This is a genomic window from Mesorhizobium sp. LEGMi-168a, assembly GCF_058312955.1.
In genome coordinates this window covers 1-14,964 of sequence record NZ_JBZEGV010000053.1, presented here as the reverse complement: position 1 = coordinate 14,964, position 14,964 = coordinate 1, and the positions used below count along the sequence as shown (strand labels likewise).

Sequence of the window (14,964 nt, the reverse complement as noted above, 5' to 3'; positions counted from 1 at the left end):
AGACCGAGCTCCTCGGCCCGCTTGAGCGTCGCTTGGCTGCGCGTGGCGATGGCGATATGGCGGGCAAGCCCCTCGCGGCGGATGACGCGGGCGAGCGACGAGCCGATCAGGCCGATGCCGATCAGCGCTATTTTCTCGAACACGGGCGCGCGTAGTGACCTTAACATTCCAGGAACGTTGCAAACAGCCGAGGTCAAGGTCGATACCCCTCATGGGGTAGCTGCCATAGCAAGGCGATGTGTCTTGGACGCGCATGACGAGCAAGACGCGAAAGCGCACCGGGCCGCACTGCATAAAGATGATCGGATGATGGCTACCTTTGCGCGTCACCGTGGCAGACAAGCCCGGCACAAACTTTGCCTACTGGCACCGTCAGCAGCGCGAGGGATTGACAGCGATGTCGCGTGGAGCGATCGCAGCTCTGCTTCCGACCGGATTGCGACAAGCGTCGCCGGCGACCTGCAACGCGTCAGTCGCGCGATAAGGACAGTCCCGCGAGAAGCGGCGCGTACGCGGCGAGCCTGCGGGATACGAACTCGGTGAAGAGCCGCACGCGCTTCGTCTTGCGTGTCTCCCCCTGGGTGAGAAGCCAAACCGTTCCGTACATGTGCAGGTCGGCGCCCGGCACTCTCACCAGTAGAGGGTCGGCATCTCCGACGAAGCACGGCAGTGTCGCGATCCCGAGCCCTTGCCGTACCGCAACGAGCTGCGCCTCGGCGTCCGTGGTCCTGAATGGAACCTCCGCAGTGCGAACTTCACCCTCGCTGGCCCAATCCGGAATTCCATGAATGCTTATGACGATCCACCGGATGGGATCAGGCGCGCCCGCACGCCACGCGGCTAGTCGATCGCGGGACATGTAGACCCCGCCGAACAGCTCCGGTCCCTTCAGGCCGTGAAGATTGAGCGGCAGGGTTTTGCGGTCGTAGACGACACGGATCGCGACATCGGCCTCTCGGTTGGTCAGATTTGCCAGCTCGCCAGACGACAGGATTTCCATCTCGATGTCCGGATGCGCACGCGCGAAATCGGCAAAGTCCGGCATGAGCAGGTGTGTCGCGAGGGGCGGCGCCAGCGTCACCCGCAGCAGCCCGCGCACACTCTGGTCGCGACCGAAGACGCGCGTCTCCAGCTGGTGCGACGACGCTTCCATCTGGTGCGCGAGTTCGAGGACCTCCTCGCCCACAGCCGTCAGGCGGTAGCCCGAAGGCAGCTTTTCGAACATGTGCGCCCCGAGGCGTTCCTCGAGCTGAGCGATGCGTCGCAGCACGGTCGAGTGATTCACCCCGAGGCGCTCGGCGGCAGCCCGCACTCTGCCTGCGCGCGCGACGGCAAGAAAATAGCGAACGTCATCCCAGTCGATCATGGTGCAATCCGCCACCGCGGGGTTTTTCTTCGAAAGTCCGTGTCCAACACCATCGAACATCCTCTCGAATGTGGGGTAGCACGGTCGGATGATCACTGCCTATGCCGACAAGCACGGCCCAATTCCGAACGGCGGGCACCGATCGCGGCTGGCGTCAGTCGTCCAGCCGGATCGATTTCGCACCACCGATGTGCGCGCTTCCGCACTCAGCGCCTGACGCCGGCAGACCTATGTCGAGGTTCTCGGGGGGCCTCCCCGAACGACCAAAGGCGGAGCCTGAAAGGAGAAGTCATGGGAAAGCTTGAGGGTAAGGTTGCAGTCATCACGGGTGGATCGAGCGGCATGGCGCTGGCGAGCGCCAAGCGGTTCGTTGAAGAAGGCGCCTATGTTTTCATCACGGGCCGGAGGCAGGAGACGCTCGACGAGGCCGTCAGGCTGATTGGCCGGAACGTGACCGGCGTGCGCGGCGACGCGGCCAATCTCGACGACCTCGACCGCCTGTTCGACACAGTGAAGCGGGAAAAGGGCAAGATCGACGTCCTGTACGCGAGCGCCGGCATGGGCGAAGCCGTCCCGTTGGGCGAGATTACCGAGCAGCATTTCGATGCGGCCTTCGGCCTGAACACGCGCGGCACGCTGTTTACGGTTCAGAAGGCGTTGCGGCTGTTCAACGATGGCGGATCGATCTTCATGACCGGGTCAGTTGCTTCGGTGAAAGGTTTTCCTGGCTACGGCGTGTATTCGGCGAGCAAGGCGGCGTTGCGCTCATTCGCACGCACTTGGCTCAACGAACTGAAGGGCAGGAATATCCGGGTGAACGTGCTGAGCCCGGGGCCGATCGCCACACCGATGCAGGACCAAGTTCTCACCGAGGAGGCGAAGCGGATGTTCGAATCCCTGATCCCGCGGGGAAAGATGGGGCGTCCTGAGGAAATTGCGGCGGTCGCGGTGTTTCTTGCTTCAGACGATTCCAGCTTCGTGAATGGGGTGGAGCTGTCTGTCGACGGCGGCTTCTCGGCCATCTGAAATCGCGCCGGATCGCGGGAAGTGGCTGACCGTCCGGCCGCGCGGAAGTCGTTCACGGTAGGACGTCTACGCGTCAATTCAGGGAATTCGAACCGATGACGCGCATCGCTTGGGGTGGCGGTCCGAAGATTCTCGTAAAGGTCGCCACACAGCGGAACGGATAACCCAGCGCCATTGAAGGCCGAGGAATCAATACCAACACGGATCGGAGAAACATTATGAGCTACGCGATTGTAGGATTCGGTAAGGTAGGCCAGGCCCTCGCCCGGGCCTTCGCCCGTAAGAACATCGAGGTGACCGTCGCGAGCCGCCGGCCGCCCGAGGCGTTGGCGCCGCAGGCTCGGGCGATTGGACCCACGGTCGTCGCCAAGTCGCTGCGGGACGCACTTGAGGCCGACACAATCATCTTGGCGGTCCCGTTCGGGGAGCATCGCGAGGTTGCGAAGGCCCTGCCGAGCTGGGAAGGCAAGACAGTCATCGACGCGACGAACGCGTTTCCAGTCCCTGAAGAGCTGGACGGTCTCCCGTCCTCCGCGTTCGTCGCGAAGGCGTTCACCGGCGCCAAGCTCGTCAAAGGGTTCAATCACCTGATTGCGGCCACCCTGGCTGCCGATCCGACCGTCGAGGGCGGCCACCGGGTCGTCTTTCTGTCGAGCGACGACGAGGACGCGACCGCTCCCGTGGCGACCTTGGCCAAGCAACTCGGGTTCGCACCCGTCAAGCTGGGAAAGCTCAACGAGGGTGGCGTGCTGGTGCACGCGCGCGGCCGCGCTTGGGGCCCGCTCATCTTCCAGGACCTGTTCAAGAAAGAGCAGTAATCGATCTACGACCGTGTGATTTGGCCCGAGAAGCGCGACCCCGAAACGTCGGCCATCTATGCGCTCAATGGCATCGACCTGAAGGCGCGCCCCTCAAGCGGTGTGACGCCCGACGGAGCGGCGGATCTACGGGTCGCTTAGCATCTATCGACTGCTATCGATGACCTAGGATTCGCCCGAGTGTCCTCTGCTATCCGATACTACTCCGTGGTACTCCCCCGTCACTCCACTCGATTGTTTTCAGCCCAGCTAAAATATTGATCTAGCTGGGTTTTTTTGACTGCGGCCAAAAAGACCCTCGAATAGGCCGTCAAAATCCTACAATGTTGATTTTAAAGGGAAATTTTTGACGAAATTTTTTCCGCAATATCTTCGCTCAAGCGACACGGCTGTGATGCCTCCCGCTTGCTGCTGCCGTCGCCAGGATCCGAGCCCGACGATAGGCATCCGGGATGGACAAAGCCCACACGAACAACCCGAACGCATGTCGCCCGATGTACGACTGATCCGGCGTTGTCGTCATGTAGCTGATCACCGAAAAGAAAAGCACGAAGAAAGCAAACGCCAGCCCGCGCTTTGCGTCGCCTACAGCGAAGTGGCCCGCCCCCGGGAAGAGTATCGCCAGAGCAAGGACCAGGTAAGGATTGATCGGCTTGGCCACCGACGACCTCAGGCAGCTTCGTAAACAGAGGTGATGGCTTGGCCCGCAGCCAGCGCCTCGCTCAAGGATTTCGCCTCCGCGATTGCATTGCTGACCAGGTCGGCTGAAATCGTCGCGACGGCAAAGCGTATCTGCCGCAGGAACAGATGTGCAGCGCGCTCGCCCTGGGCGGCCTGACGGATCACCCGGGTGCCGCGTGGCGAAATGACGGCTTCCTTCATGCCCGGATCGGAAAAGAGGCTGCGGAACATCGTTGCTGCGCGCTCGACCTGCCACGCGGTGGCGCGACCGTCGCCTCGCATCAACAAAGACGTGCCGGTCTCCGGCGGCGCCATCCATTCGGGCATGTCATGGACAAGCGAATAATATTCGGCGCCGGTCGGGCGGGCGAGCGCGCCAATCGCAGGCCGATTGCACTCGCGAAGCTCGCTTAATGTCACTCTGAGCCAGAGCTGCGGTAGTCGGCGCGTCACCATGGTGTCGGCAAAGAGCTCGACACGGATCTGCCTGCCGTCCTCAAGGCGGCTGACGAGAATGGGAAAGTGATCGGGAGCGAAGCTAATCTGTGCGTTGGGGAAGAGCTTTGCCGCATCGTCAAGAAGTCCCCTTCGTTTCGCCAGGATGGCATGATGGTCGCTGATCGCCCGCTTGCCCATCCAGGCGCAGGCGGCGGCGACAAATGCGGCAAGGGCGATTGTGGTGATCATTCGAGATCGCCTTGATGAGGACGTGGCGGCGCGGAAGGCACGCCGCCACCTCTGACGGGGTTCAATAACCGGCGGGCTTCGGCCAGGGCATGGTGAACTGATCACCACGGCGGACGAACCGGTAGCGCCGGAAGTGGAACCAGAGCGATGCCACGATATAGAAGCACATCATCGCGCTGAGCTGGGTGCCGTAGCCGAGGAAAACGGCGAAATAGGCAGCAGCGCACAGCGTCAGAAGGACGATCACCGGCAGCGGATGAAGCGGATGCACATAGCCGCGCTTGATCGTGTCGAGCGGCCATTTGCGCCGGAACATGACCATATTGAAGGTCATGAAGGTGTATCCGAGCAGGCCCGACAGGATCGAGAAGGTCACGACTTGGTCGAGCGGCGCACCAAGCGCGAAGATGAGCGCGATGGGAACCAGGAACACAATCGACCGGTACGGCGTACGATAGACCGGGTGCACCGCGCCGAACCAGCTCGGCAGGTAGCGGTCACGACCCATCGAGAACCAGGCGCGCGAGGCGTCGTTGATGCATCCGTTTGCCGAAGCAAGCGTCGAAAACATCGTGCCGACGAAGAGGAGCACCATCAATCCGGCACTGCCGGAGACACGCGCGGCGTCGAAGAGCGGCGTTCCAGCCTGGCCGAGATATTCCCAGGGCAGGAGGCCGGAGCAGACATACCAGGTCATGGTCGCGGCGATCAGCAGCGTCATGATGCCGGCCATGGTACCATAAGGCAGCGAACGCGCCGGCGAGCGCACTTCTTCGGCAGCCTGGCAGGTTCCTTCGATGCCGAGATAGTACCACAAGCCGAAGTGCAGGGCCGCGACGATGCCGATCCAGCCATAGGGCAGTGGAGCCGTGGTGATTGCCGAAAAATCCATCGGCACGGCAGAGACGCCGAGCTGCACCGAGATGAACAGAGCGATGATCGCCAGGAACGCGATGGCAGTGATGACCAGATTGAAGGTCAACGTGGCCAGCACACCGCGAAAATTGAGCCATGCCAGGAACATGATGGAAAGGATTATGAACGGCTTCTGGTTGAGGCCGGTATGGCCCATCATCCCCGCGACGGTGTCGAGTAGATAGCCCACGGTTATCGCGTTGGCCGCCTCGAGCATGGTATAGGCCATCACAAGGAACAGGCCGACATTGAAGGCCATCAACGGCCCGACGATGTGCTTGGCCTGAGCGTACTGGCCGCCAGCGGCGGCGATGGTCGATGTCACTTCCGAGTCGATCATCGCCACGCAAGTATAGAGCAGACCGGCCACCCAGCAGGCGGCGAGACCGGCGATCATGCCGCCTTTGCCGACAGAGAAGTTCCAGCCCATATATTCGCCGACGAGCACGATGCCGACGCCGAGCGCCCAGATATGGGCGGGGCCGAGCACGCGCAGGAGCTGAAGCCGCTCGGTTGCGGGTGCGGTTGCGGTTACGTTTGCCATCTCCGTCCCCTTCAGATCTGGTGGCGCTCGGCCGTCACTTCGATCTCGCCTTCGCGAGATGAGGTCAGCAGCTCGTTGTCATAGGTGGTGTCGATGCGAATGAGATTGATGAGCATCAGCGCACCGAACATGGCTGAGAGGGCCCAGGCCACATATTCGAGAACATTCCAGATATCCATGGTCGCCCTCTCCTATCGCCGTTTCGGATCGAAGCGTTCTTCGATCACTTCGCGGTATTCCCTGTCGGAAAGCCGCACGACCAAGACGAAATAGCCAATGACCAGCACCGCCATGACGATCAGCGGGGCCCAGCTGAAACTATAATCGAAGCGCGCGGTGATGATGTCGTTCGCGGCCGCCGGGTCGGTAATTCCAATCGCCGCCCATTGCTTGGCTTCGGTTGCATTCTGGCCGAGCGCTTCCCAGGTCGGGTTGGCGATCGGGTTCGGCGTTTTGGCGGCGCCGGCGAAGCCCAGGTAGAGAGGCAGATAGAGGGCGCCCACCGTCAGCACGAGCAAGGTGATGACGTCGAAGACCTGACCGACGAGGCCCTGTTTGGGAGGTTGATATGCCATTTTGCCAGCTCCTTAGCCGCGGCGCCTACGCATCTCGTCGAGATGCTTGATATCAAGGCCGTAGATGAAGTGCTTGTCTTCGGCGTAGTGGCGCAGCATCGCCACGATGGCTGCCGTGTTGAAGGCCAACACCAGCCCGCACGCGACCGAAAGGATGATGCGCATTGCGGGGATCGAAATGTATGGCCAGACGTTGAACAGCGCGAACAAAAGTGTGCACCAAAGCACGACGACGAAGGCCAACAAGCCGGCGCGATCGCGAGCGTGCATTTTGTCGATTCGCTGGTCGAGGCTGAGTTCGCCGGTTCGACTACTGATTGCTGCTTCCATCTGTTCTCCTCCAGACGCCATTTTCGGCTTTGTTGCGCTTTTGCGGGTGGGAATATTAATTTCCCAACAGGAATATCCGGCAAAGTTAATTTCCTGTCAAGTGACGCGATGCAGATAGTGGATGGCGTCAGCAAAGCAGAGATGCTCCTGAACAGATTTGAACCTGGATATGGGTTGGCCTTCGCGCACCACGCGTTCGCCGTCGTCCCGACAGGGTTTGGGGGCCACGCCTTTTCGGTTGCGCGGGGCGGCCGCCGAAAGCGGCAAAGCCGCCTCGGGTTCCCGGCGGAACTGCACTCGGCGATCAGAGCTTCCGGCGCTGATCCATCAACGGTCGAATGCGAGGCCGGGTCATGCCGGTCTAATCAGCAAGAACGCAGTTCCTGCTCCGGCAGGGGTCACTCGTAGATCGGAAATCGGCTGACCAAATCGTGCACTTCCTCGCGCACGGCCGCCTCGATTGCCGCGTTGCCGGCCTCGCCATTTGCAGCCAGCCCATCGATCACGCTCATCGTCAGGCGTCCGACCTGACGGAATTCTTCCACGAGGAAGCCACGTGTGGTGCAGGCCGGGGTGCCTAGGCGGATGCCCGACGTCACCATCGGTCCCTGCGGGTCGAACGGGATGCCGTTCTTGTTGCAGGTGATATGGGCGCGACCGAGTGCTGCCTCGACCGCCTTGCCGGTCAGACCCTTTCGACGCAGATCGACCAGCATTAGATGCGTGTCGGTACCGCCCGAGATAATATCGACGCCGCCTTCGGACAGTGTCTCGGCCAATGCCTTGGCGTTTGACACTACATTTGCCGCATAGAGCTTGAATTCGGGCGCCAGCGCCTCGCCGAATGCGACGGCCTTTGCGGCGATGACGTGCATCAGCGGTCCGCCCTGGAGGCCGGGGAACACAGCCGAGTTAATCTTCTTGCCGATCTCCTCGTCATTCGAGAGCACCATCCCGCCGCGCGGGCCGCGCAGCGTCTTGTGAGTGGTCGTCGTCACCACATGGGCATGGTCGAGGGGATTGGGGTGGATGCCGCCCGCCACGAGGCCGGCGAAATGCGCCATGTCCACGAACAGTTTGGCGCCGACTTCGTCGGCGATCTCGCGAAACGCCTTGAAATCGATGATGCGCGGATAGGCGGAACCGCCCGCAAGGATCACCTTGGGCTGGTGCTTGCGCGCCAGATCGCGCACCTCGTCGAGGTCGATGCGATGAGTGTCAGGACGAACCCCATAGGAAACGACATTGAACCACTTGCCGGATTGGTTGACCGGCGCGCCATGGGTGAGATGCCCACCGGCGGACAGATTAAGCCCCAGAAAGGTGTCGCCGGGCTGCATCAGCGCCATGAAGACAGCCTGGTTGGCCTGACTGCCGGAGTTCGGCTGCACGTTGGCGAACGAGGCCCCAAACAGCGCCTTGGCACGCTCGCGCGCCAGATCCTCGACTTCGTCGACGAACTGGCAGCCGCCATAGTAACGACGGCCGGGATAGCCCTCGGCATATTTGTTGGTCAGCACCGAACCTTGTGCCTCAAGCACCGCCCTGGAGACGATGTTTTCGGAAGCGATCAGTTCGATCTCGTTGCGCTGACGAGAGAGCTCCCGCTGCATGGCGTCGCTGACGGCACGATCCGCGACAGCCACTCCCGCGCGGAAGAACCGGCTTGCTGCGCCGGTGTCAGGCTTGGTCGAAATATTCATGAAGCTCCCTCCATACGGCGCGACGCAGCGCCAATATTGTGGTCATCCGGTCCAGCCCAGGCCGGTCGAAATGCAATTGATCGAAAGCAGGAGCGCGTTGACCGCACGCTTGGGCTTTGCGGTCGAGCCGTCCTGGGCACGGACCTCGCGCAAGAGCTGCACCTGCAATCGATGAATGCCGTCCAACTGCGGTCTGATGCGATCGAAGTGCTGCTTGAAGGCGGGGAAGCGCTGCGAGACCTTCAGGCCGCCGTTGATCTCGGCAATGATCTTGCGCGTGAGCGCATATTCGGCGGCGATCTTGCGGTAGATCCGTTCCGACAATTCGCGATCCTGCACCAAGCCAGCATAGAGCCGACCGATCTCCATGTCGGTTTGGTAAAGTCCCTTGTCGACCTCGTCGACGATGAGGCGGAAAAAGCGCGAGCGCTCGAACATCTGCTTGAGCAGTTCCAGCCCTGCGCTACCGCGAACAGTGAGGAAGGAATTGAGCGCGCTGCCGATGCCGTACCAATTGGTCAGCAGATGCCGGTTCTGGCTCCAGGCGAAAACCCAGGGGATGGCGCGCAGGTCGGAGATGTCCCGAGCACCGAAGCGGCGAGCCGGGCGCGAGCCGATCTTAAGCAGCGACAGCTCTTCGACAGGGCTCGCTTGATTGAAATAATCGATGAAGCCCGGCTCATTGATCAGGCCCGAATAGGATGCCTGCGACATGCCGGTCAAAGCCTCCAGAGCCTCGCTGAACTCAGGGATTTCCTTTAACTCGGGCTCGTTGTGTGACTTGACGCTGTGGGCCAAGACGCTCGCGGCCAGGATCTCGAGCTGGTAGAGACCTGTGCCGCGATTTGCGAATTTCGACGACACGACCTCGCCCTGCTCGGTCACGCGCATGACACCGGCAACAGTGCCGGCAGGCTGGGCAGCGATCGCCCGACCGGTCGGCGCACCGCCTCGACTGACGGAACCGCCGCGGCCGTGGAAGAAGCTGATCGTGATCTTGCGCTTCTGACTGAGGGCGTGGATACGCCTTTGCGTCTTGTTCAGTTCCCAGTTCGAAGCCAGGAACCCGCCGTCCTTGTTGGAGTCGGAGTATCCCAGCATGACTTCCTGCCGGTTGCCGAAATCGCGCACGGAGCGGCGCACAATCGAGACCGAAAGAAGCTGATCCAGAACATCGGCAGCCGCGCGCAGATCGGCGATGGTCTCGAACAGCGGCACGACGCGCAGGGCAATCGCGCCGCTGCCGTCGAGCGCGGTGGCCATACCGCAATATTGCGCTAGCACGTAAACAGCCAGCAGGTCTTCGGAAGACCGCGTCATGCTCAAGATGAAGGCGCCAACCGCACCGCCGTTCAGCCCGGAGGAGGCTTCGCGGATGACATCGAAGAGGTCGAGGAGTTCACGCGCCTCATCCGAAAGCAACTGCGGTTCGACGATAAGCTGTTCGCCGGTGGTGAGGGCTGTTCGGATGCGCTTCGTCCATTGCGGCGTGTCGGGCGTCGGCGCCTGGTCTCCGTCCATATGCTTGAAGAGCTCGGCCAGTACTCGATTGACTACCGTCGAGTTCTGGCGAACGTCCAATGCGACTGTGCGGAAACCAAAGGTCTCGACCTGCTGACGCAAAGGGCGGACGAAGCGCCGCGCAACATGATTGCCGCCCAGTTTGGCAAGGACCGTTTCGACATGCCTCAGGTCGTTCCTGAACAACTCTGAGCTGGCATACGGCTTGGCCGCGGTCTCACCGAGCATCGCCCGCAAGCGATCCAGCATCGCGGCCGCGAACTGCCGCAGCGGCTCTCCCGGATTGCGCGCCACAATCTCGCGGGCCGCACCGGTCCGGTGCAGCGCCTGGCCGAGCGCCTTGGTGAAATCTTCCGGGATCTCGACGACATTGGCGCTGACGCTGAGCACGGTGACCAACCGACGAACCTGATGGATGTACCAGCCAATGACGGTATGACGGCACTCCGTGAGCGCCCGGACCGTCGTCTTTGCCGTGACATTCGGATTGCCGTCGCGATCGCCGCCGATCCACGACGCGTAGCGCATGAAGGACGGCACGTTGATGTCGTATTGCGGGTAGTGGCGGGCAAACGCCTCCTCGACGGCATCGTAGATCTTCGGGGTCGCCTCGAAGATCACTTCCCGGAAGAAATGCAGGCCCCATGCGATCTCGCTCTCGACCGATGGCCGCTCAAGCCGCAACTCGCCCGACATCCACAAAAGCTCGATCTCGCTCCTGAGGTCGTCAATGAGTTGCTCGCGCTCCCGCGGCGCCCAGCGCTGCTGCTCGAGCTCGGTCAGCTTGCGATAGATGCGCCGGTGAATTTCGAGAACAGTGACGCGCTTGGCCTCGGTCGGGTGGGCGGTCATGGTTGGCCCGACACTCAGCGTGTCGAGGGTGGTCTGCAATTCCTCGGCCGGGTAGCCGGCGGCGGCCATCTCGCCGACGACATTGGCGAAGGAGCCGACCACCTCGTCCGCGCCACCCATCTGCTCGAGTTCGCGGCGTGAACGCATTGCGAGCAATTCGTTGGCGATAGCGACGAGTTGGAACCATATACCGGTCGCCTGGAGCGCCGGGATGCGCTGATCATCGGCGAGAGTGTCAAGGCTAACGCGCCCGGTCAGAACCCCGGCTAAACCGGGCTCACGTTCGCTGACGACAGAGGTCAGCAGCCTGAACAGAAGACTTCTGACATCCTCGTGACAGCTAAGCGGTCTGCTGTCGTCCACAGCGGCACCCATTCTACCAAGCGTTGTCCCGAGCCGGCCGAACGAGGCGGACATCCCGGGCTTCTCCATCTGGAAGCAGATAGATTTTCCGCCTTCTTGAAAACGCCCGGACGGGTAGATTTGCCATTCGTTCGGGTGGGTTGGAGCACCAACCGAATGATGGTCGGCAAGGCCGACCTGGGACCACCGAACGGACCATAAATCACGATCTTGCCAACATTGGTCCAGCGCGTTTCGGAGCTAGACGCCGCTTAACTCTTATGCAAATATGTTGCCTTATAGGAAATAAAGCGTGATAATTGGACCGAGAGGTTCATATTCGATGACCGCGCCAGCTCGGCGCGTTTCATAGGGGACCTCAGGAAGAGACATGGACATGCACAAGGTATTTCCGGATCTCTTTGAAGGGCATGCGCCGATCACCCTGCAGAACGCTTTTCATGAAGCGCTCGAGGCGCTCGAGGAATGGAGCGAGAAAGCTGAAGAGCCACTCATTCCGATCCACGGCGTCGCCATGCCAATCAGCAGCGTTTTCGTCAGGATGAGCGACTGCACCGATCTGATGCCGCTCAGAACACAAGGTGTTCTGGAGGCGATCATCGGCAGGGATCTGGTTCGCGCCTCAGGACGGATGCTCTTCGCTGACGCAGCGAGGCTTGCGATGCCCCTGTGCGCTGCGCGGACAAACCCTGGCGCCCTTCCCGCTTACCCCTGACAAGAACCGACGAAGGTGAGCGCAATGCTCAGACTTTCCTTGGGTGAGCCCAGGGGCCGCGGTTTGCATCAAAGCCGCCCCGGCAGCCGTGAATAGCGCAAGGACGACAGGCTTCGCGATCGGCGACCGAGTGACCTACCCGCCCCGCATTCAGGATTGCCAAGGCCAGTGAGAGGGCAAGGCCGATGCAGGCCATGGAAAATCCTCAACGGCGAGCTCAAACGCGCCCGCGGTTTCTCTCGCCGGCGTAGAGCGCAACAGCCATCGCCCGGTTGCGGACGTCCAGTTTGTCGTAGAGGTTCCTGAGGTGATACTTGACCGTATTCTCGGAAATCCCGGTGCGGGTCGCGATCTGCAGATTGGTCCAGCCGTCGGCCAGCACCGAGAGCAGCTCGCGTTCACGTGTCGTAAGCCGCGACATCGGCGTGTCGTTGATTTTGGAGACGTCCAGGTAAGGGACGCAGATCCGGCCATTGGCGACCGCGACCAGAGTGTCGAAAAGGATCGCCGGGTCGTCGAACTGATAGCAGAACCCCTGGACGCCAAGGCGCACGCACTGCTTGAGGATAGCGATGTCGTGATCGTTGGAAAAGATCACCAGGCGCGCATGCAGGCTACGCCGCTGCATCGCTGTCAAAACACCGACGGCATCCATGTCCGACAATTTCCACCCGAGCACGGCGACATCGAACTGAGGGGGTGTGGCTGCTGCCGCTCGGAGAAAAGCCTCGCCGGCCTGCACGCTGTCAACGAGATCGAAGCGGCCGTCTCGCGAGATCATATCGCCAAGGGCAGCGACCACGAGCGGATTGCGCTCGCCGATCAAGATCCTGAATCTGCTCTTTTCGGGCATTGACCCACCTAAGTCCCGACACTTTGGCGCTGACCTTCGACACGGCGGCACGCGCTCCCGGTCTTGGCTCTTGCGCCCCCTCCCCTGCAGTCCTCTACGGTTGGCCGACCACTTGCTGCTTCGGCCACGTTTCGGCATCCGATCGACGCCCGCAATCCACCATCATTGTCATTCCTAACATGAATTTAATTTTCCTTCTAGTGCAATCAGTCAGGTCGACGCACTGTCGGGATTGAGGCCCTTCGCAAGGCATGAGCCACGCGCGCTACGGCCGGCGCCGGTGATGACCATGCCCCAGCCTGCCAAAGGCGCCGTCCTCGAAGGAGATCTCACTCAACGATTGCCGGAAATGGACAAAGGGCACGCCTCACCGCGGCGCCGCACCCGCTTTGTCCTCGATTTCGATTCTGCCATCGCTCCACCGGCGTGGATGCGACGAATGCTACTGCATCAGCAATATCTGCAGGTCCGCGACATTGGTGCCGGTAGCGCCAGTCATCAACAAATCTCGGCCGCAGCGACGCCCGTCCGAAACAGGTCGATCGCCTGTATACGCAGATCCGTCAGCGCCGACGCAAGGCCAGGCGCCACCGTCACACCACCCGATCCGGAGCGGGTTTGCCCTCGAAGAAGGCAGTGAGATTTTCGAGGGCCTTCATGCCCATCGCCTCTCGTGTTTCCGTAGTCGCACTGCCAAGATGGGGAAGCAGAACGACGTTTTCCCGAGCAAGGAGGCCGCGGGGCACTGCAGGTTCTTCGGCGTAGACATCGAGCCCGGCGCCAGCGATCACCCCCTTGTCGAGCGCGTGGATTAGGGCAGTCTCGTCGATCACATCCCCGCGCGCCGTATTGATGAGGAAAGCGGTCGGCTTCATGACTGAGAGCCTTGCTTCATCAATCAGGTGCTTGTTTTCGGCTCCACCTGGACAATGCAGCGAGACGAAGTCGGACTCCGCCAGCACGGCTTCGATGGATGGAAGTTGCCGGGCAGAGATCAACCGGATCTCGTCGTCGTCAACCTTGGAACGATTGTAGAAGACGACGTCCATGCCGAAGCCGAAATGCGCCCGGCTCGCCATGGCCTTGCCGATGCGTCCCATGCCAATGATCCCGAGCTTTTTGCCTGAAACCTTCGTGCCGATGAGATGGGTTGGACACCATCCCTTCCAGGCACCGGCGCGCAGTTGTCGCTCACCCTCGCCGGCACGGCGTGCCACCAACAGGAGCAAGCTCATCGCAATGTCAGCCGTGCAATCCGTCAGTACTCCCGGTGTATTGGTGACGGCAATGCCGCGGTCTCGAGCAGCCGCCACGTCTATATGGCTGAAACCGACACCGAAGTTGGCGAGCAACCTGGTGCGACAGCCTTCGGACGGAAATACTGAGGCAGGCAGTCGATCGCTCACGGTGGGAAGGATTGCGTCATAGGCCCGGAACGCCGTCGCGAAATCCGCTGGCGTCAACGGCACATCACCGGCATTCAGCACCGCATCGAACCGTTCCGTCAGAAGCTTCTCCACCTTGGCCGGCCAGCGTCGGGTTACAATGACACGCGGCTTCATTTGGATCCCCCAACCTTGCCCAAACGACTATGCGAAACCGCCAGGCCGGCAGCAGCGGTCCGCGATGTTGACGGCGATTTCGACGAGCCAGGATACCCGACCAGACGTGCGCCCACGCTCACGCCGCCTTCTTCGTCCGCGCCAGCGTATCCGCCACGACCTCGCCGAAGGAGGCCGGCGTCGGCACGATGACGACGCCGGCTTCCTTCAGGATCTCGACCTTCTCCTGCGCCGACTCGCCGAAGGCCGAGATGATGGCGCCGGCATGGCCCATGCGGCGGCCTTTCGGCGCAGACAAGCCCGCGATGTAGGCGATCAGCGGCTTGCGCATATTGTCGCGCGCCCAGATCGCGGCCTCGGCTTCCTGCGGCCCGCCGATCTCGCCGATCATCACCACGGCGTCGGTATCCTCGTCGCGCTCGAAGAGCTGCAGGATGTCCTTGAAGGACGAGC

At 61.6% G+C, this 14,964-nt stretch carries 15 protein-coding genes and 1 pseudogene; 3 read left to right on the top strand and 13 right to left on the bottom strand.

Annotated elements, in window-relative coordinates:
- Positions 1 to 167 (bottom strand): NAD(P)-binding domain-containing protein (locus tag AC4FWB_RS33095; RefSeq protein WP_491030432.1); only part of this gene is annotated, 167 nt, incomplete at its 3' end.
- A gap of 302 nt (positions 168 to 469) precedes the next feature.
- Complete coding sequence (locus tag AC4FWB_RS33090; protein WP_491030429.1) at positions 470 to 1,366, bottom strand: LysR family transcriptional regulator; 897 nt, start codon at positions 1,364 to 1,366, stop codon at positions 470 to 472.
- Between the two features lie 291 nt (positions 1,367 to 1,657).
- Between AC4FWB_RS33090 and AC4FWB_RS33085 the strand changes: the two genes are divergently transcribed.
- The gene (locus AC4FWB_RS33085) at positions 1,658 to 2,392 is read left to right on the top strand and encodes an SDR family NAD(P)-dependent oxidoreductase (RefSeq protein WP_491030428.1); all 735 of its coding nucleotides are present in this window, start codon (positions 1,658 to 1,660) and stop codon (positions 2,390 to 2,392) included.
- 218 nt (positions 2,393 to 2,610) lie between these two features.
- Positions 2,611 to 3,210: an NADPH-dependent F420 reductase gene (locus AC4FWB_RS33080; protein WP_491030427.1), complete on the top strand. Its 600-nt coding sequence runs from the start codon at positions 2,611 to 2,613 to the stop codon at positions 3,208 to 3,210.
- 376 nt (positions 3,211 to 3,586) lie between these two features.
- Here the strand turns inward: AC4FWB_RS33080 and AC4FWB_RS33075 are convergent, their stop codons facing one another.
- From AC4FWB_RS33075 to AC4FWB_RS33040, 8 genes are all read right to left on the bottom strand, one after another.
- Positions 3,587 to 3,871 carry a hypothetical protein gene (locus tag AC4FWB_RS33075; protein ID WP_491030426.1) on the bottom strand — a complete coding sequence of 95 codons (285 nt, stop codon included), beginning with the start codon at positions 3,869 to 3,871 and terminating at the stop codon, positions 3,587 to 3,589.
- Between the two features lie 8 nt (positions 3,872 to 3,879).
- Positions 3,880 to 4,578 (bottom strand): hypothetical protein, encoded by a 699-nt coding sequence (locus AC4FWB_RS33070; RefSeq protein ID WP_491030431.1) that lies wholly within the window; start codon positions 4,576 to 4,578, stop codon positions 3,880 to 3,882.
- 61 nt (positions 4,579 to 4,639) lie between these two features.
- The gene (locus tag AC4FWB_RS33065; RefSeq protein ID WP_491030425.1) at positions 4,640 to 6,037 is read right to left on the bottom strand and encodes an APC family permease; all 1,398 of its coding nucleotides are present in this window, start codon (positions 6,035 to 6,037) and stop codon (positions 4,640 to 4,642) included.
- Between the two features lie 11 nt (positions 6,038 to 6,048).
- A complete protein-coding gene (locus AC4FWB_RS33060) occupies positions 6,049 to 6,216 on the bottom strand; it encodes a hypothetical protein (protein WP_491030433.1) in 168 nt (55 codons plus the stop codon).
- Between the two features lie 12 nt (positions 6,217 to 6,228).
- Entirely contained in the window at positions 6,229 to 6,612 is a 384-nt protein-coding gene (locus tag AC4FWB_RS33055) for a hypothetical protein (RefSeq protein ID WP_491030424.1), read from the bottom strand.
- 12 nt (positions 6,613 to 6,624) lie between these two features.
- Positions 6,625 to 6,942, bottom strand: coding sequence for a hypothetical protein (locus tag AC4FWB_RS33050; RefSeq protein ID WP_491030423.1), 318 nt, complete (start codon positions 6,940 to 6,942; stop codon positions 6,625 to 6,627).
- A 398-nt stretch (positions 6,943 to 7,340) separates the two neighbouring features.
- Complete coding sequence (gene glyA, locus AC4FWB_RS33045) at positions 7,341 to 8,645, bottom strand: serine hydroxymethyltransferase (protein ID WP_491030422.1); 1,305 nt, start codon at positions 8,643 to 8,645, stop codon at positions 7,341 to 7,343.
- Positions 8,646 to 8,687: 42 nt separating this feature from the next.
- A complete protein-coding gene (locus AC4FWB_RS33040; protein ID WP_491030430.1) occupies positions 8,688 to 11,393 on the bottom strand; it encodes a phosphoenolpyruvate carboxylase in 2,706 nt (901 codons plus the stop codon).
- A gap of 358 nt (positions 11,394 to 11,751) precedes the next feature.
- Between AC4FWB_RS33040 and AC4FWB_RS33035 the strand changes: the two genes are divergently transcribed.
- The gene (locus AC4FWB_RS33035) at positions 11,752 to 12,096 is read left to right on the top strand and encodes a BRA0787 family protein (RefSeq protein WP_491030421.1); all 345 of its coding nucleotides are present in this window, start codon (positions 11,752 to 11,754) and stop codon (positions 12,094 to 12,096) included.
- Positions 12,097 to 12,313: 217 nt separating this feature from the next.
- Here AC4FWB_RS33035 and AC4FWB_RS33030 read toward each other — a convergent pair whose 3' ends face one another.
- From AC4FWB_RS33030 to AC4FWB_RS33020, 3 genes and pseudogenes are all read right to left on the bottom strand, one after another.
- Positions 12,314 to 12,949, bottom strand: coding sequence for a response regulator transcription factor (locus AC4FWB_RS33030; protein ID WP_320278720.1), 636 nt, complete (start codon positions 12,947 to 12,949; stop codon positions 12,314 to 12,316).
- 593 nt (positions 12,950 to 13,542) lie between these two features.
- Complete coding sequence (locus AC4FWB_RS33025; RefSeq protein WP_491030420.1) at positions 13,543 to 14,511, bottom strand: 2-hydroxyacid dehydrogenase; 969 nt, start codon at positions 14,509 to 14,511, stop codon at positions 13,543 to 13,545.
- A gap of 118 nt (positions 14,512 to 14,629) precedes the next feature.
- Positions 14,630 to 14,964, bottom strand: a pseudogene (locus AC4FWB_RS33020) (succinate--CoA ligase subunit alpha); the annotation flags it as partial.